This is a genomic window from Pseudomonas frederiksbergensis (genome assembly GCF_001874645.1).
GTDB classification, from domain to species: Bacteria; Pseudomonadota; Gammaproteobacteria; order Pseudomonadales; family Pseudomonadaceae; genus Aquipseudomonas; species Aquipseudomonas frederiksbergensis_B.
Genome location: NZ_CP017886.1, coordinates 851,607 through 877,876, shown reverse-complemented (window position 1 = coordinate 877,876; position 26,270 = coordinate 851,607). Strand labels below are relative to the sequence as shown.

Genomic DNA, 26,270 nt, shown 5'->3' with positions numbered 1-26,270 from the left:
AAAGGAAAAGCATGTTGCGATAGGCGTGCATTGCTCCGCAGGCGACTCGGCGGCATAATGTAGCCCCTTTTTTCAGCCCCTACATGTGGAAGGTTCCCGTGACTCAGAAGCCCGACCAGTGTCTTGGTGAATGGATCGACCGTGAAGCACTCGCAGAAGCGATGATTCCGCTTATCGGTCAGCTTTACCGCAATAACAACGTGGTGAGCTCGATCTATGGCCGCAGCCTGATCAACCAGTCTGTCATCGCGATTCTCAAAGCTCACCGCTTTGCTCGCCATCGTCAGTCCGATGACGCCGAACTGTCCGTTCACGAAACATTCCCGCTGCTCAAGGCGATGAGCGAGCTCAAACTCGGCGCCGCTTCGGTAGACCTGGGCAAGCTGGCGGTCAAATTCAAGACCGAAGGCAATGGTCGCACTGCCGAGCAGTTCGTCCGCGAAGAAATGGCCGATGTAGTGGGTCAGCAAAACGCTAGCGCACGCAAAGGCACCGACGTTGTGCTGTACGGCTTCGGTCGTATCGGCCGTCTGCTGGCACGCATCCTGATCGAAAAAACCGGTGGTGGCGACGGCCTGCGTCTGCGCGCCATCGTTGTGCGCAAAGGCGCTGAAAACGACCTGACCAAACGCGCCAGCCTGCTGCGTCGCGATTCGGTTCACGGTTCGTTCAATGGCACCATCACCATCGATGAAGCCAACAGCACCATCACCGCCAACGGCAACCTGATCCAGGTTATCTACGCGAAGAACCCGACTGAAGTGGACTACACCCAGTACGGCATCAACAACGCTCTGCTGGTGGACAACACCGGTGTATGGCGTGACGCCGAGGGCCTGGGCCAGCACCTGACCTGCCCGGGTATCGATCGCGTTGTTCTGACTGCGCCTGGCAAAGGCAAGCTGAAGAACATCGTTCACGGCATCAACCACGGCGAAATCACCGCTGACGACAAAATCGTTTCCGCGGCCTCTTGCACCACCAACGCCATCGTGCCGGTGCTGAAGGCTGTGAATGACAAGTTTGGCATCGTCAACGGTCACGTTGAAACGGTTCACTCGTACACCAACGACCAGAACCTGATCGACAACTTCCACAAAGGCGATCGCCGTGGTCGTAGCGCCGCGTTGAACATGGTAATCACCGAGACCGGTGCTGCTACCGCTGCTGCCAAGGCCCTGCCTGAGCTGGCCGGCAAGCTGACCGGTAACGCGATCCGTGTTCCAACGCCGAACGTGTCGATGGCAATCCTCAACCTGAACCTTGAGAAAGCCGCCACCCGTGAAGAGATGAACGAGTACCTGCGCTACATGGCGCTGCACTCCGATCTGCATAAGCAAATCGACTTCGTCAACTCGCAGGAAGTGGTTTCCACTGACTTCGTTGGCTCGCGCCACGCAGGCGTGGTGGACGCTGAAGCGACCATTTGCCAAGACAACCGCGTTGTTCTGTACGTTTGGTACGACAACGAATTCGGTTACAGCTGCCAGGTGGTTCGCGTGATGGAAGACATGGCTGGTGTAAACCCGCCGGCATTCCCGCGCTAAGCCTTAGCCGCACATGAAAACGCCCCGACTTGTCGGGGCGTTTTTGTTTGTGCGGCTTGTCTGTTCTGGCGACAGAATTGGCGAAATATTCTGTGATAAAACGCTTCTGGAACCATCGCATCAAGATGATAGTTTGTCGTCCTTTTTTGGCTCGAAAATAAGTAATTGAGGGCAACTTGAATGCGCCTAATCAAAAAGCGTTGTGCAGCGTCTCTTTTACTGGCCTGTACCGCCTCTTTCGGCAACCTCGCCATGGCGAATGCCGAGCCGTCGGCTATCGATAGCATCGTGCAAGATGCCGCTCAGAAGGTCATGCAGCAGTACAACATTCCCGGCCTGGCCATTGCGGTTACGGCTAATGGCAAGCAGCAGTTCTACAACTTCGGCGTGGCCTCAAAGGAAACACAACAGAAGGTCACGAGCGATACGCTGTTTGAAATCGGTTCGATCAGTAAAACCTTCACGGTAACCTTGGCGACCTACGCAGAGGTCAACGGTCAGCTTTCACTCACTGACCACCCCGGCAAGTACCTGCCTGCGCTGGCGGGCAGCCCGTTCGATAAAGTGACACTGGTCAACCTGGCGACCCATACCGCAGGCGGCTTCCCCTTGCAGGTGCCAGATCAGGTACAGAACAACCAACAACTGATGGACTACTTCAAGACGTGGCAGCCGACGTATGCGCCAGGTGCTCAAAGAACCTATGCCAACCCCAGTATCGGGGCGTTGGGCATGATTGCGGCGACCAGCATGAAGATGCCGTTCGCGGTGGCGCTGGAACAGCGACTCTTTCCTGAGCTCGGTATGCCAAACAGCTTCATCAATGTTCCGACGAGCAAAATATCGCTCTATGCTCAGGGTTACAACAAACTGGATGCCCCGGTCAGGTTGAATTCCGGTGTGCTGGGTGACGAGGCCTACTCGGTAAAAACCAGCGCCACGGACCTGATTCGCTTTGTCGAAGCCAATCTGGGAGTCGCAAAGGTCGAAGCAAAACTCAGTCGCGCGCTGATGGAGACGCACAAGGGCTATTTCCAGGTAGGCCCCATGACTCAAGACCTGATCTGGGAGCAGTACGACTACCCGGTGCAGCTGAGCGCGCTGCTTGAAGGCAACGCCGACAAGATGATTTACGAAAGCCATGTCGTCACAGCATTAAACCCGCCCCTGTCACCGCAGGAAGCGGTTTGGGTCAACAAGACGGGTTCCACCGGCGGGTTCTCTGCCTATGTGGCTTTCGTCCCCGAGAAGAAGCTTGGCATTGTGGTGCTGGCCAACAAGAGCTACCCCAACGAGCCCCGGGTTCGCCTGGCGCATCGAATCCTGAGCGAGCTGGATCACTGACAAATGAAAACGCCCCGAGAGTGTCGGGGCGTTTTGCTGTGGGGACAATCAAGGGAAGACGATCAAAGGATCGTCCGAACGCGGCCCGAACCTGCGGCAGCTCCTACAGGACGTACGCCAATCCACTGTAGGAGCTGCCGCAGGCTGCGATCTTTTCTAGCGAGCGCCGCTGGCTACAGCGGCTTGCGCGGTACGCAGTGCATGCTTGTTGCCGCGGAACAGCACCAGCGTTGCGATCAGACCAAGCACCGCCGCGCCGCTGAGCCAGATGCCCGGTGCAGCCTTGTTGTCCAGCACGTAGATCAGGTAAGTACAGGCCGCCGGGGTGAAACCGCCAAACGTCGCGGTCGCCAGGCTGTAAGCCAGGGAGAAACCAGTGGTGCGGACTTCAATCGGCATGATTTCGGTCAGGGCCACCACCATGGCGCCGTTGTACGAGCCATAGAGGAACGACAACCACAACTCGACAATCAGCAGATGGCTGAAGCTCGGGTTGGCGACCAGCCAGGACAGCGCCGGGTAAGCCGTCAGGATTGCCAGAATGGTCGCCGCCAACAGCAGCGGTTTACGCCCGATCTTGTCGGACAGCGCACCCATCACCGGCAGCCAGAAGAAGTTCGACAGACCGATGCACACGGTTACCAGCAATGCGTCGAAGTCCGACAGGTGCAGTTCGGCTTTACCGAACGTAGGGGTGTATGCGGTGATCAGGTAGAACGACACGGTGGTCATGACCACCAGCGCCATGCCGGCCAGCACGATGCCGAAGTTCTGACTGATCGAGCGGACGATGTCTCTCAGGCTTGGGCGATGTTTGCGCGCCTGGAACTCAGGGGTTTCTTCCAGCGAGCGCCGAATCACGAAAATGACCGGCACGATCATGCAGCCGATCAGGAACGGCACACGCCAGCCCCAGTCGCCCATTTGTTCCGGGCTCAGCCAGTGGTTCAGGCCCACGCCCAGCAAACCGGCAAATACTACGGCGGCTTGTTGGCTTGCGGACTGCCAGCTGACAAAGAAGCCCTTGCGACCCGGGGTAGCAATCTCGGCCAGGTAAACCGACACACCGCCCAGTTCCACGCCAGCGGAGAAACCTTGCAGCAAGCGGCCAAACAGCACGATCAGCGGTGCAACGACGCCAAGGGTCGCATAACCCGGCACGCAGGCAATCAACACGGTCCCGGCAGCCATCAGCGCGAGGGTAATGATCAGGCCTTTGCGGCGGCCGTGACGGTCGATGTAGGCGCCGAGAAAGATTGCACCCAGCGGACGCATAAGGAAGCCAGCACCGAAGGTCGTCAGTGCCAACATAAGGGATGCGAAAGCGCTGTCGGCAGGAAAGAAGGTTTTGGCGATGGCCGTGGCGTAGAAGCCGTAGACCATGAAGTCGAACATCTCTAGGAAGTTGCCGCTGACAACGCGAAATATCGCTTTGCCTTTGCCCGTGGTCGAGGACATTTGATCTTACTCACTTTGGCTGTCTTGTTAGAAGTCCCTGGTCTTGAAACATCCTCACTGACGGGGCTGGTCTGTGCTGGTGCCGCGAACAGTTTTGTAACGATATGTGTAACAAGAACAGTAGGCAACCAATAGTTAGCGTGCTGCTTAAACGTTATAGCCATTAGGTAGTTCAGATCCCGGACCTGAGTGAATTAAAACCGGGTGTCTGGGCGAAGCTGATCAAGCTCGCTCCCACACTTCTATCGCATAATGGCCAGCCTTGGCGTTCTGTCAGGGAATTCTTTGGGAGATGCGCGAATTGTTGAACCGGCGATTGGGCGTTTTCGTGGTGCTTGTCGGCGCCTTATCAGGCTGCGGTAACGGCGATTCAATGGAAAGCTTCGGCGGCCCGACCATGGGCAGCACTTATTCGATCAAATACATCCGCCATCCGGGTACCCCTGGGCCGCTCGAGGTGCAGAAGCAGGTCGAGTTGATTCTGGCCGAGGTGGATCAGCAGATGTCGACTTACCGCAGTGACTCTGACATTGAGCGATTTAATGGTTTGCCGGCCAATAGCTGTCAGTCAATGCCGGCACCGGTCCTGCAGTTGGTCAAGGTTGGCGAGCAACTGTCGGAGGCGAGCGACGGTTCCTACGACCTGACGGTGGAGCCGCTGCTGAACCTTTGGGGGTTCGGCCCACAATCGCGCGATGAAAAAGTCCCAAGCGCCGAGGCCTTGGCTCTGGCCCGGCAACGCGTCGGTTATGCTCACCTGCGCATTGAAGGCGATCAGTTATGCAAAGACGCGCCGGTCGAGGTTGACTTCGGCAGCATTGGCGCCGGGTACGTCATCGACAGGATCGCTGCGAAGTTGCAGGAAATGGGCATCGACAGCTTCATCGCCGATGCCACGGGTGAGCTCAAGGCCGTTGGCAAGAAGCTCGATGGCTCGCCCTGGAAGATTGCGCTGGAGGAGCCGCGCGATGACCAGCAGGTTGTCGAGCGGGTGATTACGCTGAACGGCAACGGTGTTTCGACCTCAGGCGATTACCGCAATTATTTCATGCAGGATGGCCGGCGCTATTCCCACACGTTCGATGCCCGAACCGGTGCACCGATCACCCATACTCTGGCGTCCGTCACGGTGATTCATCCTTCGACGCTGATGGCCGATGGCTTATCGACGCTGTTGCTGATTCTCGGCCCCGAGCGCGGTCGGGATTACGCCGAAAAGCATGACATTGGTGCATTTTTTGTGATTCGAACCGATACAGGCTTTGTCACGCGAACCAGTCAGGCTTTTGATCGACTGAGCGCCGAAAAAACCAAGTAAATACGGTGTCATGGACACTCATTGTTGGCGTTGTAGTGCAGGCAAAACTAGCCTACGACGCGACCAAGGGTTAATGTGCGCGGCGTTGACGCTTCTATAGACTGTGTCCGGGTTCTCGACTGACCCCAAATTGTTCCTTCATGCCGCAAAGCCGGCATGATTTAGCCGCAGGTGCCAACGGGGTGCCGCGGCCTGTTCTGAGGAGTACGCATGGCTGTCTACAACTACGACGTGGTGGTGCTGGGTTCCGGCCCGGCGGGAGAAGGCGCGGCAATGAACGCTGCCAAAGCAGGGCGCAAGGTGGCGATGGTCGACAGTCGTCGCCAAGTCGGCGGTAACTGCACCCACCTGGGTACCATCCCGTCCAAGGCTTTGCGTCACTCGGTCCGGCAGATCATGCAGTTCAACACCAACCCGATGTTTCGGGCCATTGGTGAGCCTCGCTGGTTCTCGTTCCCGGACGTGCTGAAAAGCGCAGAAAAAGTCATTTCCAAGCAAGTCGCCTCGCGCACCGGTTACTACGCGCGCAATCGGGTTGACGTGTTCTTCGGCACCGGCAGCTTCGCTGACGAGCAAACCATCGAAGTGGTCTGCGCCAACGGCGTGGTCGAAAAACTGGTGGCCAAGCACATCATCATCGCCACCGGCTCGCGTCCGTATCGCCCGGCCGACATCGATTTCCACCACCCGCGTATCTACGATAGCGACACCATCCTCAGCCTCGGCCACACCCCGCGTAAACTCATCGTTTACGGCGCGGGCGTGATTGGTTGCGAATATGCCTCGATCTTCAGTGGTCTGGGTGTGCTGGTAGAGCTGGTGGACAACCGCGGTCAACTGCTGAGCTTCCTCGACTCGGAAATCTCCCAGGCGCTGAGCTACCACTTCAGCAACAACAACATCACTGTGCGCCACAACGAAGATTACGATCGTGTTGAAGGTGTGGACAATGGTGTGATCCTGCACCTCAAGTCCGGCAAGAAGATCAAGGCCGACGCCTTGCTCTGGTGCAACGGCCGTACCGGTAATACCGACGCTTTGGGCCTGGAAAACGTCGGTGTGAAGGTCAACAGCCGTGGCCAGATTGAAGTTAACGAGAACTATCGCACCTGCATCCAGAACATCTACGGTGCAGGCGATGTGATTGGTTGGCCGAGCCTGGCCAGTGCCGCCCACGACCAGGGTCGTTCGGCCGCTGGCAGCATCGTCGATAACAACAGCTGGCGCTTCGTCAACGACGTACCGACCGGGATCTATACCATTCCGGAGATCAGCTCGATCGGCAAGAACGAGCAAGAGCTGACCCAGGCCAAAGTGCCGTACGAAGTCGGCAAGGCGTTCTTCAAGAGCATGGCGCGTGCGCAGATCGCCGGTGAGCCGCAAGGCATGCTGAAGATCCTGTTTCATCGCGAGACGCTGGCAGTGCTTGGCGTTCACTGCTTCGGTTATCAGGCGTCGGAGATCGTTCACATTGGCCAGGCGATCATGAATCAGCCGGGTGAACAGAACACGTTGAAGTACTTCGTCAACACCACGTTCAACTACCCGACCATGGCCGAAGCCTATCGAGTAGCGGCCTACGACGGCCTCAACCGGCTTTTTTGAGCGGCTCCGGCCGGTGGCCTGAGCCGGCCGGGGAGACCGATTTCAGCAATTCTCGAGCGTGGCGCTGGCCAAACCGGGAAAGTCTGTAATCAGGCTGTCAACGCCGAAATCAGCGAGCCTGCGCATCAGCGCAGGTTCGTTGACTGTCCATACCGACACATGCAGACCTTGTCGCTGCGCCTTCTGCAGGCGTTCCGGCGTACACAGGGTCCAGTTCAGCGCAAGCATCTCACAGCCATAACTTTGCGCGACCTTCAGCGGGTCGAGCCAGGCATATTCGGCGACCAGTCCACGCGACACATCCGGAACCAGATCCACTGCGGCTTTCAGCACTTCGCGCGAGCTCGAAGTGATGGTGACCTTGTCCAGCAAGCCGAACCGTTGCGCCACTTCGCGGATCGCCAGCACCGTCGTCGCCGCGCGCATACGCGAAGCGCTCTTGACCTCCAGCTGCCAGTGCTCGAAATCGCATTTTTCGAACAGCTCTTCCAGGCGAGGAATCGGGCAGGGCTTGATCCAGCCCGGCCCCCCCTTGCGCGCATCGTAGGTCGCCAGTTCTGCCGCCGAATGTTCGACCACCTTGCCGCGACGCTCGGTGGTGCGCTTGAGCGTCGGATCGTGGATGACCATCAACTCGCCGTCCATGGACAGGTGCAGGTCCAGTTCGCAGCGGCGAACGCCGTGCTTGAGGCATTGCTGGAAACTGCTCAGGGTGTTTTCCGGTGCTTCGCCTTTGGCGCCGCGGTGGCCGTAGATTAGGGTCACGGTTCTTCCTTAATTAATTGCCTGATTCGTTTTGCTCGCGTGCCAGGCGTCGCTTATGCGCCTGTCTCTGCAAGATATAGCGGGCCAGCAGCTGTCGTTGCGCATCGGTCAGGGCTTCGAACTCGCTGCCGATTGCAAAGGTGCCGAAGCTTTCCGGTTCACAGTGAGTGACCTTGGCCCGCAGCAGCAGGCCCAGCGCTTGCGGCATCAACAACAGCTTGACTGCCAGATGGCTGCCGGTCGGGTAGGCGAGGTGGTGCTCGAACTCAATGCCGCCTTCCGACAGCACCACGTGCTGCGGCTCACCGAACTTGCCGAGCACGGTTTGTGCCACGACCTGACTCAGCAGGTCGATGCGCTTGTTCATTGCCTTCAGATAGTTGGCGGTGTTTCGATCACGCTCACTGATCTGGCGCAGCAAGTGCTGCGACTCGAATTCGCTCAGGTGCAGTTCGCTGAGCAGGTTGAAGAGCGGGGAAGCATCCTGCAACACTTCCTGGTCTGCGGCTTCAGGGGCAGACAGGGGCCGAATTTCCAGTGCGATCGAGTCCTCGATACGGTAGTATTCGCGGCGATCTTCTTCATCTAATGTCGACATGGCGAACCCATGGTAGCGGCGGTGGTCTGAGTGTAAAGCTGGTTATCGACCCCCGCCACAAGGACGTTCCTTTTCCCTCCGAACAAGCCCCGACATGTTCAGACCTCTCTTCGTATTTATCGGCACGCGTTATACCCGTGCAAAGCGTCGCAATCATTTTGTGTCGTTCATTTCCCTGACCTCGATGATCGGACTCGCCCTTGGCGTGGTCGTGATGATCGTGGTGTTGTCGGTCATGAACGGCTTCGATCATGAGATGCGCACCCGCGTGCTGGGCATGGTGCCTCACGCGACCATCGAGTCCGGTGAGCCCATCAGCGACTGGCAAAGCCTGGCCGCCAAGGTCCAGCAGAACCCGCAGGTGGTGGCGGTTGCGCCGTTCACCCAGATGCAGGGTTTGCTGACTAACAACGGTCAGGTGCAGAAAGTCCTGCTCAATGCCGTCGACCCGGTCCAGGAGCGCAAAGTCTCGATCATCGACAATTTCATGACGCAGGGCAAACTCGACGACCTGTCGCCGGGCAGCTTTGGCATCGTGATCGGTGACAAGGCCGCGACCAAACTCGGCGTGGGTCTCGGCGACAAGCTGACGTTCGTCGCCCCGGAGGTCACCGTGACCCCGGCCGGGATGTTCCCGCGGATGAAGCGTTTCACCGTGGTCGGCATTTTTCATGTCGGCGCCGGTGAGCTGGACGGCTACCTGGGGCTGACCAATCTGGATGACCTGGCGCGTCTGCATCGCTGGAAGCCGGACCAGGTCCAGGGTTTGCGGCTGAAGTTCGACGATTTGTTCCAGGCTCCGCGCACCGCATGGAACATCGCTCAGGACTTGGGTGAAAACCATTACTACGCCCGTGACTGGACCCGTACCCACGGCAATCTGTATCAGGCGATCCGCATGGAAAAAGCCATGATCGGTCTGTTGTTGCTGCTGATCGTTGCGGTGGCCGCGTTCAACATCATTTCGACGCTGGTGATGGTGGTGAACGACAAGAAGGGCGACATCGCGATCCTGCGGACCCTCGGTTCCACGCCGGGCCAGATCATGGCGATTTTCATGGTCCAGGGCACGGTGATCGGCGTGGTCGGCACGGCGATTGGTGCCGTGGTCGGCATGTTCGCCGCACTGAATGTCAGTGCCGCGATTTCCGCCCTCGAAGGCCTGATCGGGCACAAATTCCTTAATGCCGACGTGTACTTCATCGACTACCTGCCGTCGCAACTGATGGCTGAAGACGTGTTGATGGTCTGCGGCGCGGCGTTGGTCCTGAGTTTTCTCGCCACCCTGTATCCAGCCTGGCGTGCTGCGCGCACCCAGCCTGCGGAGGCGCTACGTTATGAGTGATTTGGGTATGAGTACTAAAGCAGTCTTGAGTTGCCGCGATCTGGGTAAATCCTACGAGGAAGGCCCGGAATCGGTGGTGGTGTTGTCCGGTTTGCAGCTGGAGCTGCACCCGGGTGAGCGCGTGGCGATTGTCGGCACCTCCGGTTCCGGTAAAAGTACCTTGCTCAACCTGCTCGGCGGCCTTGATACGCCGACCAAAGGCAGCGTCTGGCTGGCCGGTGAAGAGCTGTCGGCGCTCAACGAAAAGGCGCGTGGCCTGCTGCGTAACCGCTCGCTGGGCTTCGTTTACCAGTTCCACCACTTGCTGCCCGAGTTCACCGCGCTGGAAAACGTCTGCATGCCGCTGTTGATCGGCCGCACTGCGATCCCTGAAGCCCGTCAGCGCGCCACGGCATTGCTGGAGCGGGTAGGGCTGGGCCATCGCCTGGAACACAAGCCGGCCGAACTGTCCGGTGGCGAACGTCAGCGCGTGGCCATCGCCCGCGCGCTGGTGAACAAGCCAGGGCTGGTGATGCTCGATGAGCCGACGGGTAACCTCGACTCTCACACCGCCCAGGGTATTCAGGACTTGATGCTGGAGCTCAGCACCTCGATGCGCACCGCGTTCCTGGTGGTGACCCACGACATGAACCTGGCTCGCCAGATGGATCGCGTCCTGCACCTGCAGGAAGGTCGCCTTACCCCTATCTGATTGGCCGAAACCCGGCACGACTGAAAAACGTGTCGGGTCTTTTATTTTTATACGGTGCCCCAGCGAATGTTCAGACCGTTATCGATCTTTATCGGCACGCGCTATACCCGCGCCAAGCGCCGCAATCGCTTTGTTTCGTTTATCTCGATGACCTCGATGATCGGCCTCGCCCTGGGCGTACTGGCGATGATTGTGGTGCTGTCGGTGATGAACGGCTTCCAGCGCGAAATGAGCTCGCGCATCCTCGGCATGGTGCCCCACGCAACCATCGTTGGCGTCAAGCCGATCGATGACTGGCAACCCGTTGCGGCCGCTGCGATGAAGAATCCTGAAGTGACGGCCGCCGTGCCGTTCACCGAGATGGAAGGCATGCTGTCGTACAAGGGCTCGATGCAGCCAATCCAGATCAGCGGCGTTGATCCGGCGCAGGAAGGCAAAGTGTCCATCGTCGCCCAGCACATCGTGCAGGGACATCTGGAAGATCTGAAGCCGGGTGAGTTCGGGGTGGTGGTCGGTGAAATCACCGCACGGCGCTTTCGTTTGAACGTCGGCGACAAAATCACCCTGATCGTCCCGGAAGTCAGCACCGCACCGGGTGGCATCACGCCGCGCATGCAGCGGCTGAATGTGGTCGGCGTGTTCAAGGTCGGTGCCGAACTCGATGGTTCGATGGCGCTGATCCACGTCGCCGATGCGGCGCAAATGCAACATTGGGAACCGAATCAGGTGCAAAGCGTGCGCCTGGCGGTGAAAGACCTGTACGCCGCACCCAAGGTGTCGTCAGACATTGCTGGCGGCCTGGGCGCCGACTTCAAGGCCGATGACTGGACCCACACTCAAGGCAGCCTGTTCAGTGCCATGAAAATGGAAAAAACCATGATCGGCCTGTTGCTGCTGATGATCGTGGCGGTCGCTGCGTTCAACATCATCGCCACCTTGATCATGGTCGTGAACGACAAGGGCGCGGACATCGCGATCCTGCGGACCATCGGCGCCACGCCTCGGCAGATCATGGCGATTTTCATGGTTCAGGGCACGGTGATCGGCATCGTCGGCACGCTGATTGGCGGCGTCCTCGGGGTGATTGCGGCGTTGAACGTGAGTGAAATGGTGGGTTGGCTGGAGCGTGTGACCGGCCAGCATATCTTCAGCTCCGACGTGTACTTCGTCAGCAACTTGCCGTCGGAACTGCAGGGCGGTGATGTGCTGCTGATCTGCTCGGCGGGCTTCATTCTGAGCTTCCTGGCCACCGTGTACCCGGCCTGGCGCGCAGCGAAGATTGAACCGGCGCATGCGTTGCGCTATTCGTAAGGCCTGAAAAGATCGCCGCCTGCGGCAGCTCCTACACCCGCTCTGTAGGAGCTGCCGCAGGCTGCGATCTGTTGATCTGTTGATCTGTTGATCTGTTTAGCTCTTCGCCGGCAACTCCATCAAAAACCGCGTCCACCCCTGGCCTGATTCGCAACGAATCGTCCCGCCATGGGCGCGGATGATCGACTGAGTGATCGCCAAGCCCAATCCTGCATGCTCGCTACTGCCTTCATGGCGCGCCGGGTCTGCGCGGTAGAACCGGTCAAACAAGCGCGGCAACAGGTCTTCAGAAATCCCGTCGCCACTGTTTTCAACAGTCAGGCTCAACCCCTTCGGCTCATCGGCAATCCGCACCTGAACCTCACCGTTTGGCGGGGTGAAGCGCAGCGCGTTGTCCAGCAGATTGGAGAGGGCGCGGCGCAGCATGCTGCGGTCGCCACTGAGGTTGGCGCTGCCGAGGCGGGTCAGTTTGACGTGTGCCTCCTCGGCCAACGGTGCGAAAAACTCCAGCAACAGATCTGCCTCCTCGGCCAGTTGCAGCGGTTCGCGTTTTGGCGTCAGCAAGCCGTGATCGGCCTTGGCCAGATAGAGCATGTCGTTGACCAGTTGCGCCATCCATTGCAGCTCTTCGAGGTTGCTGTGCAGCGCCTCGCGGTAATCTTCCAGGTCGCGCGGGCGAGTGAGGGTAACCTGAGTGTGGGTCAGCAGGTTCGACAGCGGCGTGCGCAGCTCGTGGGCGATGTCGGCGGAGAAGGCTGAAAGCCGCTGAAACGAGTCATCGAGACGGCCGAGCATGGCGTTAAAGGTGCGGGCCAGATCGGCGAGTTCCGTGGGCATTTGATCTTCGGGCAGGCGCTGGGTCAGCGAGGTGGCGGACACCCCGGCGGCCACGTCACTCATGCGCCGCAACGGCCGTAAACCACTGCGCGCCGCCCACGCACCGAGCAGCGCGGTGGCCAGCGCCGAGAGGCTGACGGTCAGCCAGATCAAATGCTGCATACGCTGCAAAAAGTGCTGATGGTGGGTGATGTCGAGCATCAGAATCAGTTGCGCGGAATCGGCTTTGTCCGGTGCTAAAGCGGCGCTGTAGACCCGATACGCCGTGCCGGCTTTTTGCAGGCTGCGAAGACCGGACTGGGTTGGTAAGTCGTCAGGCAGGTTCGCTGCACTGTCGAACCACACACGACCATCGGCGCCGCGCACCCGCAATGCCAGGTCCGGCTGATGGCCCATTTCATCCTGCAGTCTGGTTTTTCGTTCGGCGAACAACCGCGGGTCGTCGGCGCCCGCCAAGGCACTGCGCAGGGCGATCAGCTTGCCGTCGAGCAATTGCTGGTCGAGTTCAATGAAGTGCGTCTCGCTGGCGCGATTGAACAGCACGCCGGCAAACAACGAAACCACCGCCGTGCAGGCGGCAAACAACAGCGCCAGGCGGCCACTCAGGGATAGACGGCGCATCAGGCGGGACGCTCTTCAAGCACATACCCCATGCCGCGCACGGTATGAATCAACTTGTTCGGGAAGTCGTCGTCGATCTTCAGGCGTAGCCGGCGGATCGCCACTTCAATGACATTGGTATCACTGTCGAAGTTCATGTCCCAGACCTGCGAAGCGATCAGCGATTTGGGCAGCACTTCGCCCTGACGGCGCAGGAGCATTTCCAGCAGGGCGAACTCCTTGGCGGTCAGGTCGACGCGCTGGCCGCTGCGCTCGACCCGGCGGCGAATCAAGTCCAGCCGCAAATCGGCCAGTTGCAGACTGGTTTCCGGTGGCGTCGCGCTGCCGCGACGTAGCAGGCTGCGCACGCGGGCGAGGAGTTCGGAAAAGGCGAAAGGCTTGACCAGGTAATCGTCGGCGCCCAGTTCCAGGCCATGAACCCGGTCTTCCACGGCGTCGCGGGCGGTGAGAAACAGCACCGGGATGTCCAGGCCGGCGCTACGCACGGCTTGCACTATCTGCCAGCCGTCACGGCCGGGGAGCATCACGTCGAGAATCAGCAACGCGTAATTGCCGGTCAGCGCCAGATGCTGGCCGGTGTTGCCGTCGGCCACCAGTTCGACGTTGAAACCGGCCTCGGTCAGGCCTTGGTGCAAATAATGGCCGGTTTTCGGTTGGTCTTCGACGATCAGCAGTTTCATGGGTAGCTCGAGGTCAATGGAGCAAGTGCGTTATACCGTGGCAGGCGGCCATGCAGCGCAACCTTACAAAGTTGTAATCTAACTGTCAGCTGGCTGGCAGCGGCGCAGCCGTAAAGTTTCCCACAGGCTGAACCTTATCTTGTTGGAGAGTGATCATGTTTTTGCGTCATCGATTGGTGCTTGCCGGCTGTTTGCTGGTGTTGAGTTTTCCCGTATGGGCCTCACCCGTACAGACCTACGACTTCGGCGCGCCAGCCCCGGCGGCCAAGGCCACACGCACCGTCGAAATCGTGATGGGCGATATGTCGTTCACGCCCAAGGCGCTGGAAATCAAAGCCGGTGAGACGGTGCGTTTTGTCCTGATCAATAAAGGTCAATTACTGCACGAGTTCAACCTGGGCGACGCGGCGATGCACGCTGCGCATCAACAGGAGATGCTGAAAATGCAGCAGAGCGGCATGCTCACCCCGACCACGATGAAAAGCACTTCTATGGACCACGGCTCGATGCCGGGCATGGATCACGGTGCAAGCATGCAGCACAACGATCCGAACAGTGTGCTGGTGGAGCCGGGCAAAACCGCCGAGCTGACCTGGACCTTCAACAAGGCCGGCAATCTGGAATTCGCCTGCAACATCCCCGGCCATTATCAGGCGGGCATGGTCGGCAAATTGACTGTCAGTCAGTAAGCACTCAAAGGCGGGAGCAAAGGCTGATAGAATCCGCTGATTCTTCAGTCAGGTTTCCGTCATGCATCCCGCAGCCGAACATTCGCCGCTGGGCAAATCCAGCGAATACATCGCCACGTACACGCCGTCCTTGCTGTTCCCGATCCCGCGCACCGCGAAATGGGCCGAGCTGGGCCTGACGGCGGAAACTCTGCCATACAAGGGCGTGGACTTCTGGAACTGCTTCGAACTGTCCTGGCTGCTGCCATCGGGCAAGCCGGTGGTGGCCATCGGCGAGTTCAGCATCCCGGCGGACTCGCCGAACATCATCGAATCGAAGTCGTTCAAGCTGTACCTGAACTCGCTGAACCAGACGCCGTTCGCCGATACCCAAAGCCTTGAGGCCACGCTGGTGAGCGATTTGTCGGCGGCCGCGGGCAAGCCGGTCGGCGTGCGCATTCGCAGCTTGAACGAGGTTCAGGCCGAAGGCGTTGTCGCGCTGCCGGGTGTGTGCATCGATGATCTGGATATCAGCGTCAGCAACTACGAGCATCCGCGCCCGGAACTGCTGCGTTGCGACAATTCGCGCATCGTTGAAGAGAGCGTGCACAGTCATCTGCTCAAATCCAATTGCCCGGTCACCAGCCAGCCGGACTGGGGCAGTGTCGCGGTCGAGTACCGTGGCGCGGCGCTCGATCACGCCAGCCTGCTGGCTTATCTGGTGAGCTTCCGGCAGCACTCGGACTTCCACGAGCAGTGCGTAGAACGGATCTTCCTCGATCTGCAACGCTTGCTGAAACCGGAAAAACTAACCGTGTATGCGCGTTATGTGCGGCGCGGTGGGTTGGACATCAACCCGTATCGCAGCACTGAAGCGGTGCAACTGCCGAACCTGCGGTTGGTGCGCCAGTAAGAAGATTAAAGGATTGCAGCCTGCGGCAGCTCCTACGGGAAAATGCGTCCTGTGTAGGAGCTGCCGCAGGCTGCGATCTTTTCGGTATTTGCCGCCGACTGCACACGAAAAAGCCCCGCTATCACTAGCGGGGCTTTTTTTGCATTCGAGGGGTCAGATTCCGATGTTGCCCAAGGTCTGCACAATGTTGCGCAAAACGGTGGCCAGCGCCGGGTGGTCCACTTCGAAACGCTCTACGGCAAGGTTTACGCCGTCAGCCAGGCTGCTGTCAGACGTCGCGGTTTCCAGTTTGATCTGCGCCTCAATCTTCTGCATCAATTCTTGCAGGTGCTCACGTTCTTCCAGCGTGAGCGGTGGGTTCTGGTCCAGTTGCTCGCGCAGGGCGTTGAGCTGTTCTTGCAGTTCGCGGGCAGGCATGGCGTTCTTCCTTTTATCGATAGGCACTGGCATAGACCGCAGCGATGGGCCAAAGGTCTGCCTCTGACCTTTAGATTAATCCACTGGCGAGCGAAGTGCATGATCTTGATCAAGATCGACCCATCAGGGCTTTTCACCCTTGCGTCGGCGCAGGCCGATGTCTGACAGGCAGGTGTCGAGTTCGCCCAGATGATCGACCACCGAGTGCACGCCAAGGCCGAACAATTGCACGGTCGCCTTGCCGCGCTTGAGCTCGCGTTCCTGCTGACTCAAGGCTTGCCACTCACTGGGCGTCAAACCGCAGAGCGAGCCGCAGGACGCCAGGCCGATGGTCCAGAGCCCGGCGTTGAGGCCTGATTGCAGCAAGCGCGGTTCGCCGCTGACCAGTACGCAACCGTCCAGGCGATCGATGTTCAGCACCATCAATGCTTGCCAGCAGGCATCGGGGGACGGCCATTGTCCCCTGTTCAGCGTGTGTGGGCTGGCGGTGATCCAGTCCGGAAGCGAAGTGGCCAGCGCGAGACTTTGCGCGTGCGGCAACTCGTCGAGCCAGGCACACGGAATGCCTTGAAGTTGCAGGCTGTTCAGCGCTTCCAGTGCGCCTGGGGTCAGGTGCGCTCGTTCAGTGGCGTCGTTGTTGTTCTGACGGCTGCGGGCGCCGAAATCCACCAGGCAGCCACTCAGACCAAAGAGCACCGCGGTTGGGTTGGGAATGCTATGGAGGAGGGCTTGGGTGTGGGGCATTTCAACGTCCCTGAAATAGCCTCAGAGATTAGGCATGCCCCATGACAGTTGAGTGACATCAGGATGAATCGGTCGCACCAAGGCTGGTTCGCCATAGGGCGTTTCCCGGGTGGCTGCCTAAAAATGCTTATCCGCCTTATACTAACGCGCTTATCGCCCGGGTATTGAGGCCCGCGCCAGTACGGTCCAAGGAGTTTTTGCTATGCGCTGGAGCAATCGTCTAGCTCGACTATGTGTGTGTGCCAGCGTATTGCTGGTTCCGTTCGCCGCCCAGGCGGCATCGGAAGATGACCCTTGGGAAAGCGTTAACCGGCCGATCTACACGTTCAACGACGTGCTGGATACCTACGCTTTGAAACCGATTGCGCAGGGCTATCAGTTCATTACGCCGACATTTCTCTCGGACGGCATTCACAACATGTTCCGCAACATCGGTGACGTCGGCAACCTGGCCAACGATATCCTGCAGGCCAAGCCTCGCGCCGCTGGCGTCGATACGGCTCGCGTGCTGATGAACACCACCTTCGGCCTGGCCGGGTTCTTCGATGTGGGCACTAAAATGGGCCTGCAACGCAATGACGAAGACTTCGGTCAAACCCTTGGCCACTGGGGCGTACCTAGCGGCCCTTACGTGATGCTGCCGTTCTTCGGCCCAAGCACATTGCGTGATGCGCCGTCCAAGTACATCGACACTTACGCTGAACCCTACCGCTACATGAACGACATTCCGGCGCGCAATATGGCGTATGGCATGAGCGTGATCGACACCCGTGCCAGCCTGTTGTCGGCCGAGAAGCTGATCACGGGTGACAAATACATCTTCATCCGCAACGCTTATCTGCAGAACCGCGAATTCAAGGTCAAAGACGGCAAGGTGGAAGACGATTTTTAAATCGTCACCCACACAACAAGAAGGCGGCCATTTGGCCGCCTTCTTGGTTTCTGTTCTTGCTCAGTTCATTTTCAGGATTGTAAGCCCAAGTTTCTGACTGCCTGCGTCCTGTTGGGTCACCCAGACCACTTCGGTCTCGGCTTCAAGGCCCTTGAGCGCCGCGTGCTCGGAATCGATGCGTACGTTCAGCTTGTCGCCCACCTGGAACGAACGGGCGGCGCGAACCTGCATGCCGCTGCTGGAAAGGTCAATACAGACGGCTGGAATCAAATCGCCGGCGTGAATCAATGTGACATCCGCATCGACCCGCATGCGGATGTAATCGCGCTTTTCACTGTAGTCACGATCAGTTTGGCTCATGGGCTTGATCCTTCCATTGTGTTGCGGTTTTGGCTGTTCTTATAACTCCCGGTGATTTGCGATGTAAAGACGCCTGATGACCATCGGCGTGAGCTTGAAACGCCTCGCGGATGGGAGTACCGTCTGCGCCTTAGAAGGGCACCTCTGATGAACACGCTGTAGGGCAAATGCTCGAAAGCGGTGCGACAGAGAGGCTAGAAAGCGAATCCAGTAGTGTGTGCCGGGCCGAATGCCCTGCCAGCTACGCCAACCTAATTCTGGCGCCGTTTGCCCACATGCAAAAAACCAGTGCCACGCTGCTGATAATCGATGACGACGAAGTAGTACGTGCGAGTCTCGCGGCCTATTTGGAAGACAGTGGGTTCAGCGTCCTTCAGGCCAGTAATGGCCAGCAGGGGCTTCAGGTATTCAAGAAAAACCGACCCGATCTGGTGATCTGCGATCTGCGCATGCCGCAGATGGGCGGGCTCGAACTCATTCGTCAGGTCACAGACCTTTCGCCGCAAACGCCGGTGATCGTGGTTTCGGGTGCCGGCGTGATGAACGACGCCGTCGAGGCCTTGCGCCTGGGCGCGGCGGACTACCTGATCAAACCACTGGAAGATCTGGCCGTGCTCGAGCACTCCGTGCGCCGAGCCCTGGATCGTGCACGTCTGCTGCTGGAAAACCAGCGTTATCGGGTAAAACTCGAAACCGCCAACCGCGAGCTCGAAGCCAGCCTGAACCTGTTGCAGGAAGATCAGAACGCCGGGCGTCAGGTGCAGATGAACATGCTGCCGGTCAGTCCCTGGACGATCGACGAGTTCAAGTTCGCGCACCAAATCATCCCGTCGCTGTACCTGTCAGGCGACTTCGTTGATTACTTTCGAGTCGACGAGCGCCGGGTAGCCTTCTACCTGGCGGACGTTTCAGGGCATGGCGCTTCATCGGCATTCGTGACCGTGCTGCTGAAATTCATGACCACGCGCTTGCTGTTCGAATCCAAGCGCAACGGCACCTTGCCGGAATTCACCCCTTCAGAGGTCCTTGGTCATATCAACCGAGGCCTAATCAGTTGTAAGCTGGGCAAACATGTCACGATGGTCGGTGGAGTCATCGACGAGGAGACGGGTTTGTTGACCTATAGCATCGGCGGACACCTGCCGTTGCCAGTGTTATACACGCCAGACAGTGTGGGTTATCTCGAAGGGCGCGGTCTGCCGGTGGGCTTGTTTAATGAAGCCACCTACGAAGACCACGTTATCGAGCTGCCGCCGGTGTTCAGCCTGACGCTGATGTCCGATGGCATTCTGGACCTTTTGCCAGAACCGACACTCAAAGAGAAAGAGGCCGCCTTACCTGAACGGGTAAGAACGGCGGGCGGCAGCCTGGATGGCTTGCGGCAGGTTTTTGGATTGGCCACGCTAGGGGAGATGCCGGATGATATCGCCCTGTTGGTGTTGAGCAGGAATCTTTAATGAGTACCGGTAGAATCCAGTTCGCCGAGCAGGACGGCACCTTCGTCCTGAAGTTCGTCGGTGAAGTTCGCCTGACCCTGTGTTCGGCGTTGGATGCGACTATTGAGCGGATCTTCACCGCGTTGAACTTCAACGCGATCGTGATCGATCTGACCGAAGCCCGCAGCATCGACAGCACCACCCTGGGCCTGTTGGCCAAGCTGTCGATCATGTCGCGGCAAAAGGTCGGCCTGCTGCCGACCGTCGTCACCACCCACGAAGACATCACGCGGCTGTTGGAGTCCATGGGCTTCGAGCAGGTGTTCAACATCGTTGATCGCCCGATTCCGTGCCCGGAATGCCTGACCGACCTGCCTGACCAGGATCAGTCCGAAGAAGTGGTGCGGATCAAGGTGCTGGAAGCGCACAAAATCCTCATGGGCCTGAACGACTCCAACCGCGAAGCGTTCCATGACTTGGTGAACGCCCTGGAGCGTCACTGATTTCATAAAGCGCTAGCGCACAAAAAAGGGCGAACCTGTGAGGGTTCGCCCTTTTTGCGCTTGCCCGGATTAGATCAGAGCTTGGCTTGCAGCAGCGCCTCGAGTTTTTCCTGGTCGCGAGCGAACTGACGAATACCTTCAGCCAGTTTCTCGGTGGCCATGGCGTCCTCGTTCGACGCCCAGCGGAACTGCGCTTCAGTCAGGCTCTGACGCGCTTCGCCGGCGTGACCTGGCGCCAGCTTACGCTCCAGCTTGCCGGTGTCGGCCGCCAGTTTATCGATCAGGTCCGGGCTGATGGTCAGGCGATCACAGCCGGCCAGTTGCTCGATCTGATTAAGGTTGCGGAAGCTCGCACCCATGACCACAGTCTTGTAGTCATTGGCCTTGTAGTAGTTGTAGATGCGCGTCACCGACTGCACGCCTGGATCATCGGCGCCGGTGTAGTCGTTGCCGTTGGCCTTCTTGTACCAGTCGTAGATGCGGCCCACGAACGGCGAAATCAGGAATACCCCGGCCTCGGCGCAGGCAACCGCCTGGGCGAAGGAAAACAGCAAGGTCAGGTTGGTCTGAATGCCTTCGCGTTCCAGCTTCTCGGCGGCGCGGATGCCTTCCCAGGTGGACGCGATCTTGATCAGCACGCGGTCGCGGCCAATGCCGGCCTTTTCGTACAGCTCGATCAGACGGTGCGCGCGCTTCAATACGGCGTCAGTGTCGAACGACAGGCGTGCATCCACTTCAGTGGAAATACGCCCCGGAATCACTTTCAGAATCTCTTGACCGACCGCGACACCAAAACGGTCGCTGGCCAGGCCCGCGTCGCCTTTGCAATCGCTGACACAGGCGTTCAGCAAATCGGCGTAGGCAGGAATGGCCGCCGCTTTAAGCAGCAGGGAAGGGTTGGTGGTGGCATCCACCGGTTTAACGCGAGCGATTGCCTCGAAGTCGCCAGTATCGGCCACTACGGTGGTGAATTGTTTGAGTTGTTCCAGCTTGGAAGTCATGAGCGTGCTCTATCCTGTGGGTCTGTTGACATTACCCGAGGGCTGACGGCCACTCAAGGGCGCAAATGCGTAACAACGGCCAGGGCGGCAACATCCTGAGAACAGGCGTTTGAAAGGCCCGGCGCTATCCGTTAATTACGATGTCAAAACAGACCACAGGTTCAACCTGAGTGACGGTTAACGCCCCTCAAGCAACTCCGCTGCCTGATCCAGCAACGCCAAAGGTTCCTTGGCCTTGTGAATATCCACCGACAACAACTGCCGAAACTTGCGCGCCCCCGGGAACCCGGTGCCCAAGCCCAGCACATGCCGAGTGATATGGTGCATCGAACCGCCCGCGTCCAGATGCGCAGCGATATAAGGCCGCAACTGCGCCAACGCTTCGGCCCGCGAAATCACCGGTGCCGTGCTGCCGAACAGTTGTTGATCCACTTCAGCCATTACATACGGGTTGTGATATGCCTCACGGCCCAGCATGACTCCGTCAAAAATCTGCAAATGCTCGTGACAGGCCTCCAGCGTCTTGATCCCGCCGTTGAGAATAATCTCCAACTCCGGAAAATCCGCCTTCAACTGCGCCGCCACGTCATAGCGCAACGGCGGAATGTCCCGATTCTCCTTCGGCGACAACCCCTCCAGAATCGCAATCCGCGCATGCACTGTAAAACTGGTGCACCCGGCATCCCGAACCGTCCCGACGAAATCACACAACTCAGCGTAACTGTCCCGCCCATTGATCCCGATCCGATGCTTCACCGTCACCGGAATCGACACCGCATCGCGCATCGCCTTCACACACTCCGCCACCAACACCGGATGCGCCATCAGGCACGCACCAATCATGTTGTTCTGTACCCGATCACTCGGACAGCCGACGTTCAGGTTCACCTCGTCGTAACCGTGCTCCTGCGCCATACGTGCACAGGCGGCCAGGTCGGCTGGGACGCTGCCGCCCAACTGCAGGGCGAGCGGGTGCTCGGCTTCGTTGTGACGGAGGAAGCGCTCGTGGTCACCGTTGAGGAGCGCGCCGGTGGTGACCATTTCTGTGTAGAGGAGAGCGTGCTTGGAGAGCAGGCGCAGGAAAAAACGGCAATGGCGGTCGGTCCAATCCATCATCGGCGCCACGCTGAAGCGGCGCGACGGCTCGGAACGGGCGGGACTAGAGTTTACGGGCGTTTCAGGTTTTTCAAAATTCATTGATACTGATCTTTTATACAGCGGTTTTTACCCATTTTTCCTTGTTTTTCGAAGTCGCTTGCTACAATGTAGCAAGCGAGATCAGCAATGTAGCAACTGGAAATGGGCACGATCACATCACGCAAGCGCAAGGACAACTCGACGGCCTACACGGCGCAGATACGGATCAATCGGGACGGGAAGACAGTTTATCAGGAAAGCCAGACCTTCGACCGTAAGCAGGTCGCCCAGGCTTGGATCAAGCGCCGCGAAACGGAGCTGGCGGAGCCTGGTGCCATCGAGCGCGCGAACCGTAAGGGTGTGACGATCAAGAAGATGATCGAGCAATACCTGGATGAGTACGAGAAGATCCGGCCGCTGGGCAAGACCAAGAGCGCGACACTGAACGCAATCAAGGACACCTGGCTGGGCGAGCTCGACGACTCGGCACTGACCAGTCAGAAGCTGGTGGAGTTCGCTCAATGGCGGATGAGCAAGGAGGGCGGTGGCGTCCAGGCGCAGACGGTCGGCAACGATCTGTCGCACCTGGGCGCGGTGTTGTCGGTGGCGCGACCGGCCTGGGGTTATGAGGTGGATGCGCTGGCCATGCCGGACGCGCGCAAGGTGTTGCGCAAACTGGGCATGGTCAGCAAGAGCAAAGAACGCAACCGTAGGCCGACCTTGGAAGAGTTGGATAAGCTGATGGAGCACTATTTCGAGATGCAGGCACGACGTAAAGCCCAGATCGACATGCCAAAGATGATCGCCTTCGCGATCTTCTCGACGCGCCGGCAAGAGGAAATCACGCGTATTCGTTGGGAGGATCTCGATGAATCCCGACAGGCCGTCCTCGTCCGAGACATGAAAAACCCTGGGCAGAAAATTGGCAATAACGTGTGGTGTCATCTGCCGGATGAAGCCTGGGCGATCATTCAGTCCATGCCTAAAAAGGAAAAGGAAATCTTCCCCTACAACGGCAAGTCGATTTCAGCGTCCTTTACCCGGGCCTGTCCGCTATTGGGCATTGAGGATCTGCATTTCCATGATTTGCGACATGAAGGGGTAAGCCGGCTGTTTGAGATGGACTGGGATATTCCGAGGGTGTCGAGTGTTTCGGGGCATCGTGACTGGAACTCGTTGCGTCGGTATACGCACCTGCGAGGCCGAGGTGATCCCTATTCTGGATGGAAATGGCTGGGCAGGATCAACGCTGGTTGATGTATAGCTACGAAGACTAAGCGGCTCCTGTATTTTTGCTTAATATGGGCCACTGAGAGCAGCTAATCGAGGCATGGAGAAGGGGGCGTCATGAAGAAGCTTGGGGCAAAAGAAAAAAAACGTAAGAAAAAGAAAAAAGTCGTAAGCATTCCTGTTCCCTTTCTTGATCCGGATTTTATTGAGAGTGAATCATATCGTCGCGTCCGATTTTGTGATGATCGAGTTAGTCTTGAAGAGGTATGCTCGACGCTAGAGGTTGAGTCGGGCCTGCGCGTCATCTTTTCCAATGACGTTTCGACAGCATTAGGAATTATCGATTTTAGTACCTCTGTCGTGACTATATTTACAGTGGGCAGAAGTTTAGATGTGCAGCGTTTGGCGCTGGCCCATTGTATTGGTCATGCCGCTCTGGACCATGGTAGGTTCATGGAGTCAGGGGTTGTTTACGATTCGCATGTGGATATTCGGCTGAAGCCCAGCACATCTATTAATGGTTCAAGCAGCTTGGAGTGGCAGGCGAGGTCTTTTGCTTCGAGTTTACTGATGCCACGTCAGGTTTTTTTAAGTTATTTCTCACACCTTCAGGAAAAATTAGATTTCAAAAGTCGTGGGCATGGACCCATTTATCTGGATGATCAGCTTTGTAATCGGATGTTGTACGCAGAAATTGTCACGGAGATGCGAATTTTCTTCGATGCCCCGAAAACACTGGTGGCGTTCCGTATTAACGCGCTCAAACTGTTGACTGATGCTCGTAGGCCGCTGCGCGTTACTGAAGAAGTGGCCGCAGAAACGCTAAATACATTTTTTAAGTAGGTTTGTTTTTTTGATGTGCGTTGCGGCTTGTAGGCTGCTTTTGTTGATTGCTCGGTGGGAATGATAATGCGTAAATTTTCAAGTGGTGTCGAAGATAAATTATATATCCCGCTGAGCGAACAAAAAGCCAATGCTTTAGTCGCATCCAACACCGCTTTCGAGATGTTAGACGTATTAACTGATGCGGAAATTGCTGCGGTCCTGATGATTCAGCATCTTACGAGTTTTGATCAAGGGAGGAGCATGGTTTTTCCCGCTGAACGGCTCTTGGCTAATCTAGTTGCTTGGGGGGTTAGGCAAAAGCAGGGCGGCGGAAATTTAGTGCAGGAAGTAAAGCGGTTGTTCGACGTGAGTAAGTTAAGTGCTGGGCTGGATGTGTTGCACGAGACGGGATTGGAATTATTGTCTCAAGATGATGTGGATGCAGGTGAATATTTGTTGGGTGATGGTAGTTGGGACTTCGAGTATCGAGTTCGTCACTATAAAAAAGTAGCCGCATTTAAGGCGGAAGTCGAGACGCCTAAGGGCAAACTGTTGGTGTTGAGTGCCCCGCAGGATCTTATCGTTCGATCCTTTTTAGCAGAAAAGGATGAGTCAATTCATATTCAGGGTTACGCCGGTACTGGGAAAACGTATCTCATCTCTTCGTTGGCAAAGTTTATGGATCCATGCACAACGTTGGTGCTCGCACAAACCCAGGCCCAGTTGTACCAGTTAACCTATCGTTTGCAACAGGGGCATATTGTTGCAAGGACGTTCATGATGTTGGCGATGGAACTACTGGTATCGAAACGTCCACATCTTGTAGAGGCGGCGGATGACTACCTCAACCTGAAAGATTCTGAAGTATCACGGGTTTTGAATATAGGGTCTGTTGGGGTAATAACTCCCGCTAGGGTTACGGCAATTTGCAGGCGAGCTGTAAAGAAGTACTGCCAAAGCGGGGATAAATATATAGCCAAGTGGCACCTTCCTTACATTAAGGAAGATGTCACTCCAGTTGATGTGGCTATTCTTGTTCAATATACGGAAAGAATTTGGGAGGCGACGATATCTCCTCCCGTTTACGAAGTGAAATTTCCAGTGCGGGGTTTTCACTTAATTAAGTACTTGTCGTTAACTGAGGAGGTTATACCTGAAAGCTTTGCTCACGTAATTGTAGATGAGAGTCATGATCTTTCTCGTCCAATACTTAAAATTCTTGATCGGAGTCCTCAGGCAGTCATAACCTTGGGGGATGAATATCAGTGTATTAATGGTCCTGTGTTTAAGCGGTCCAAAAATATACGTCAGCGGGATATCACGCTGTCCGTGAGGGCTGGGAAGAATATGGAGAATATCTTAAATCCCCTGATTGATGCTCATCCAACGAAAATTAAGCTGCCCTTTGAAGGTGGCAGCAATGATGGAACTAAAGTAGTTTATTATGATGTTAGCAAGGTGCCTGACAGGCCGTCGACAATTCTAGTTGACTCAGAGTGGGGGATGTTCGAATGGTTTCAGCGCCTGTCTCACGCGGGCCTGCGTTTCGCTTTGTTGCACGGATCGAAGCAGGAGTTTGTCGATTTTATGACGGATTGCATAAATCTGTTTCATCGCGGTGCGCAACCCAAGCATAGAATTTTATTTTTTCACACTTCATGGGAGTCGTTGGCGCAAGCTCAAATCAATAATGGAGTGTTTGAGAAAATCGAGGCAATGTTGGTAAGAGGGTATGATATCGATAAGCTTAAAGTTTCTTTGTTGTTACTTGATGACGTCTCACCTAGCGGTTACCAGTTGGGCATGGTAGGGAATGTGAAAAATGCGGAGTTTGATTCGGTCATGCTTGCTCCGGACTTGTTAAACGAAATTAGGCCTGGAGATGTTCTAGGGTACGACAGGAAAATTTGTGCGTTGTACACCGGTGGATCCCGAGCTAAATACGAACTGCTAGTGCCTGGGGGAATCGGAGAGTGGATTGGAAGTCAGAAATACAACGCGACCAAAAGTAAATGATCTGATGC

25 protein-coding genes are annotated in these 26,270 nt (G+C 57.3%); 15 read left to right on the top strand and 10 right to left on the bottom strand.

Annotated features, from left to right (window positions below):
- The first annotated feature begins 83 nt into the window (after positions 1 to 83).
- Together BLL42_RS04425 and ampC are read left to right on the top strand one after the other, a co-directional pair.
- A complete protein-coding gene (locus tag BLL42_RS04425) occupies positions 84 to 1,547 on the top strand; it encodes a glyceraldehyde-3-phosphate dehydrogenase (RefSeq protein ID WP_071550952.1) in 1,464 nt (487 codons plus the stop codon).
- Positions 1,548 to 1,727: 180 nt separating this feature from the next.
- The gene (gene ampC, locus BLL42_RS04420) at positions 1,728 to 2,891 is read left to right on the top strand and encodes a class C beta-lactamase (protein ID WP_071550951.1); all 1,164 of its coding nucleotides are present in this window, start codon (positions 1,728 to 1,730) and stop codon (positions 2,889 to 2,891) included.
- A 156-nt stretch (positions 2,892 to 3,047) separates the two neighbouring features.
- On the opposite strand, the gene BLL42_RS04415 is transcribed toward ampC, so the two are convergent.
- The gene (locus tag BLL42_RS04415) at positions 3,048 to 4,349 is read right to left on the bottom strand and encodes an MFS transporter (RefSeq protein ID WP_071550950.1); all 1,302 of its coding nucleotides are present in this window, start codon (positions 4,347 to 4,349) and stop codon (positions 3,048 to 3,050) included.
- A 292-nt stretch (positions 4,350 to 4,641) separates the two neighbouring features.
- Between BLL42_RS04415 and BLL42_RS04410 the strand changes: the two genes are divergently transcribed.
- Complete coding sequence (locus BLL42_RS04410; RefSeq protein ID WP_071550949.1) at positions 4,642 to 5,667, top strand: FAD:protein FMN transferase; 1,026 nt, start codon at positions 4,642 to 4,644, stop codon at positions 5,665 to 5,667.
- A 210-nt stretch (positions 5,668 to 5,877) separates the two neighbouring features.
- The gene (sthA, locus tag BLL42_RS04405) at positions 5,878 to 7,272 is read left to right on the top strand and encodes a Si-specific NAD(P)(+) transhydrogenase (protein WP_071550948.1); all 1,395 of its coding nucleotides are present in this window, start codon (positions 5,878 to 5,880) and stop codon (positions 7,270 to 7,272) included.
- Positions 7,273 to 7,314: 42 nt separating this feature from the next.
- Here the strand turns inward: sthA and BLL42_RS04400 are convergent, their stop codons facing one another.
- Together BLL42_RS04400 and BLL42_RS04395 are read right to left on the bottom strand one after the other, a co-directional pair.
- A complete protein-coding gene (locus tag BLL42_RS04400) occupies positions 7,315 to 8,037 on the bottom strand; it encodes a glycerophosphodiester phosphodiesterase (protein ID WP_071550947.1) in 723 nt (240 codons plus the stop codon).
- A gap of 13 nt (positions 8,038 to 8,050) precedes the next feature.
- The gene (locus BLL42_RS04395) at positions 8,051 to 8,635 is read right to left on the bottom strand and encodes a PilZ domain-containing protein (protein WP_071550946.1); all 585 of its coding nucleotides are present in this window, start codon (positions 8,633 to 8,635) and stop codon (positions 8,051 to 8,053) included.
- Positions 8,636 to 8,729: 94 nt separating this feature from the next.
- Here BLL42_RS04395 and BLL42_RS04390 point away from each other — a divergent pair, with 94 nt between their 5' ends.
- The 3 genes from BLL42_RS04390 to BLL42_RS04380 all read left to right on the top strand — a co-directional run bounded on the left by BLL42_RS04390 (position 8,730) and on the right by BLL42_RS04380 (position 11,982).
- Positions 8,730 to 9,980: a lipoprotein-releasing ABC transporter permease subunit gene (locus BLL42_RS04390; protein ID WP_071550945.1), complete on the top strand. Its 1,251-nt coding sequence runs from the start codon at positions 8,730 to 8,732 to the stop codon at positions 9,978 to 9,980.
- Between the two features lie 7 nt (positions 9,981 to 9,987).
- On the top strand, positions 9,988 to 10,671 hold the full coding sequence (gene lolD, locus BLL42_RS04385; RefSeq protein WP_167368529.1) for a lipoprotein-releasing ABC transporter ATP-binding protein LolD: 684 nt from the start codon (positions 9,988 to 9,990) through the stop codon (positions 10,669 to 10,671).
- A gap of 66 nt (positions 10,672 to 10,737) precedes the next feature.
- On the top strand, positions 10,738 to 11,982 hold the full coding sequence (locus BLL42_RS04380) for a lipoprotein-releasing ABC transporter permease subunit (RefSeq protein WP_071550944.1): 1,245 nt from the start codon (positions 10,738 to 10,740) through the stop codon (positions 11,980 to 11,982).
- Positions 11,983 to 12,078: 96 nt separating this feature from the next.
- On the opposite strand, the gene BLL42_RS04375 is transcribed toward BLL42_RS04380, so the two are convergent.
- Together BLL42_RS04375 and BLL42_RS04370 are read right to left on the bottom strand one after the other, a co-directional pair.
- Entirely contained in the window at positions 12,079 to 13,440 is a 1,362-nt protein-coding gene (locus BLL42_RS04375; protein ID WP_071550943.1) for a heavy metal sensor histidine kinase, read from the bottom strand.
- The gene (locus BLL42_RS04370) at positions 13,440 to 14,120 is read right to left on the bottom strand and encodes a heavy metal response regulator transcription factor (protein WP_071550942.1); all 681 of its coding nucleotides are present in this window, start codon (positions 14,118 to 14,120) and stop codon (positions 13,440 to 13,442) included. The genes BLL42_RS04375 and BLL42_RS04370 overlap by 1 nt, the downstream gene beginning before the upstream one ends.
- Before the next feature lie 155 nt (positions 14,121 to 14,275).
- Here BLL42_RS04370 and copI point away from each other — a divergent pair, with 155 nt between their 5' ends.
- Together copI and queF are read left to right on the top strand one after the other, a co-directional pair.
- The gene (gene copI / locus BLL42_RS04365; RefSeq protein WP_071550941.1) at positions 14,276 to 14,809 is read left to right on the top strand and encodes a copper-resistant cuproprotein CopI; all 534 of its coding nucleotides are present in this window, start codon (positions 14,276 to 14,278) and stop codon (positions 14,807 to 14,809) included.
- Between the two features lie 61 nt (positions 14,810 to 14,870).
- Positions 14,871 to 15,701 carry an NADPH-dependent 7-cyano-7-deazaguanine reductase QueF gene (queF, locus tag BLL42_RS04360; protein ID WP_071550940.1) on the top strand — a complete coding sequence of 277 codons (831 nt, stop codon included), beginning with the start codon at positions 14,871 to 14,873 and terminating at the stop codon, positions 15,699 to 15,701.
- A gap of 153 nt (positions 15,702 to 15,854) precedes the next feature.
- Here queF and BLL42_RS04355 read toward each other — a convergent pair whose 3' ends face one another.
- Positions 15,855 to 16,118, bottom strand: a complete 264-nt coding sequence (locus BLL42_RS04355) for a DUF4404 family protein (protein ID WP_071550939.1) — start codon at positions 16,116 to 16,118, stop codon at positions 15,855 to 15,857.
- Between the two features lie 123 nt (positions 16,119 to 16,241).
- The gene (pcrP, locus tag BLL42_RS04350) at positions 16,242 to 16,862 is read right to left on the bottom strand and encodes an HAD superfamily inactivated hydrolase PcrP (RefSeq protein WP_071550938.1); all 621 of its coding nucleotides are present in this window, start codon (positions 16,860 to 16,862) and stop codon (positions 16,242 to 16,244) included.
- A 202-nt stretch (positions 16,863 to 17,064) separates the two neighbouring features.
- Between pcrP and BLL42_RS04345 the strand changes: the two genes are divergently transcribed.
- Positions 17,065 to 17,754: an MlaA family lipoprotein gene (locus tag BLL42_RS04345; protein WP_071550937.1), complete on the top strand. Its 690-nt coding sequence runs from the start codon at positions 17,065 to 17,067 to the stop codon at positions 17,752 to 17,754.
- Positions 17,755 to 17,814: 60 nt separating this feature from the next.
- Here BLL42_RS04345 and BLL42_RS04340 read toward each other — a convergent pair whose 3' ends face one another.
- Positions 17,815 to 18,114 (bottom strand): PilZ domain-containing protein, encoded by a 300-nt coding sequence (locus BLL42_RS04340; protein ID WP_071550936.1) that lies wholly within the window; start codon positions 18,112 to 18,114, stop codon positions 17,815 to 17,817.
- 275 nt (positions 18,115 to 18,389) lie between these two features.
- Between BLL42_RS04340 and rssB the strand changes: the two genes are divergently transcribed.
- Complete coding sequence (rssB, locus tag BLL42_RS04330; protein WP_071550935.1) at positions 18,390 to 19,571, top strand: two-component system response regulator RssB; 1,182 nt, start codon at positions 18,390 to 18,392, stop codon at positions 19,569 to 19,571.
- Positions 19,571 to 20,053, top strand: coding sequence for an anti-sigma factor antagonist RssC (gene rssC, locus BLL42_RS04325; protein ID WP_071550934.1), 483 nt, complete (start codon positions 19,571 to 19,573; stop codon positions 20,051 to 20,053). Before rssB ends, rssC begins: the two co-directional genes overlap by 1 nt.
- Before the next feature lie 74 nt (positions 20,054 to 20,127).
- On the opposite strand, the gene tal is transcribed toward rssC, so the two are convergent.
- Both tal and dusA read right to left on the bottom strand, forming a co-directional pair.
- Complete coding sequence (gene tal / locus BLL42_RS04320; protein WP_071550933.1) at positions 20,128 to 21,054, bottom strand: transaldolase; 927 nt, start codon at positions 21,052 to 21,054, stop codon at positions 20,128 to 20,130.
- A 177-nt stretch (positions 21,055 to 21,231) separates the two neighbouring features.
- Positions 21,232 to 22,251, bottom strand: coding sequence for a tRNA dihydrouridine(20/20a) synthase DusA (gene dusA, locus BLL42_RS04315; RefSeq protein WP_071550932.1), 1,020 nt, complete (start codon positions 22,249 to 22,251; stop codon positions 21,232 to 21,234).
- A 102-nt stretch (positions 22,252 to 22,353) separates the two neighbouring features.
- Between dusA and BLL42_RS04310 the strand changes: the two genes are divergently transcribed.
- The 3 genes from BLL42_RS04310 (at position 22,354) to BLL42_RS04300 (ending at position 26,262) form a co-directional block, all read left to right on the top strand.
- Positions 22,354 to 23,448, top strand: coding sequence for a site-specific integrase (locus BLL42_RS04310; protein WP_071550931.1), 1,095 nt, complete (start codon positions 22,354 to 22,356; stop codon positions 23,446 to 23,448).
- Between the two features lie 90 nt (positions 23,449 to 23,538).
- Positions 23,539 to 24,264: an ImmA/IrrE family metallo-endopeptidase gene (locus BLL42_RS04305; protein WP_071550930.1), complete on the top strand. Its 726-nt coding sequence runs from the start codon at positions 23,539 to 23,541 to the stop codon at positions 24,262 to 24,264.
- 66 nt (positions 24,265 to 24,330) lie between these two features.
- Positions 24,331 to 26,262, top strand: coding sequence for a DEAD/DEAH box helicase family protein (locus tag BLL42_RS04300; RefSeq protein ID WP_071550929.1), 1,932 nt, complete (start codon positions 24,331 to 24,333; stop codon positions 26,260 to 26,262).
- The last annotated feature ends 8 nt before the right edge of the window (positions 26,263 to 26,270 follow it).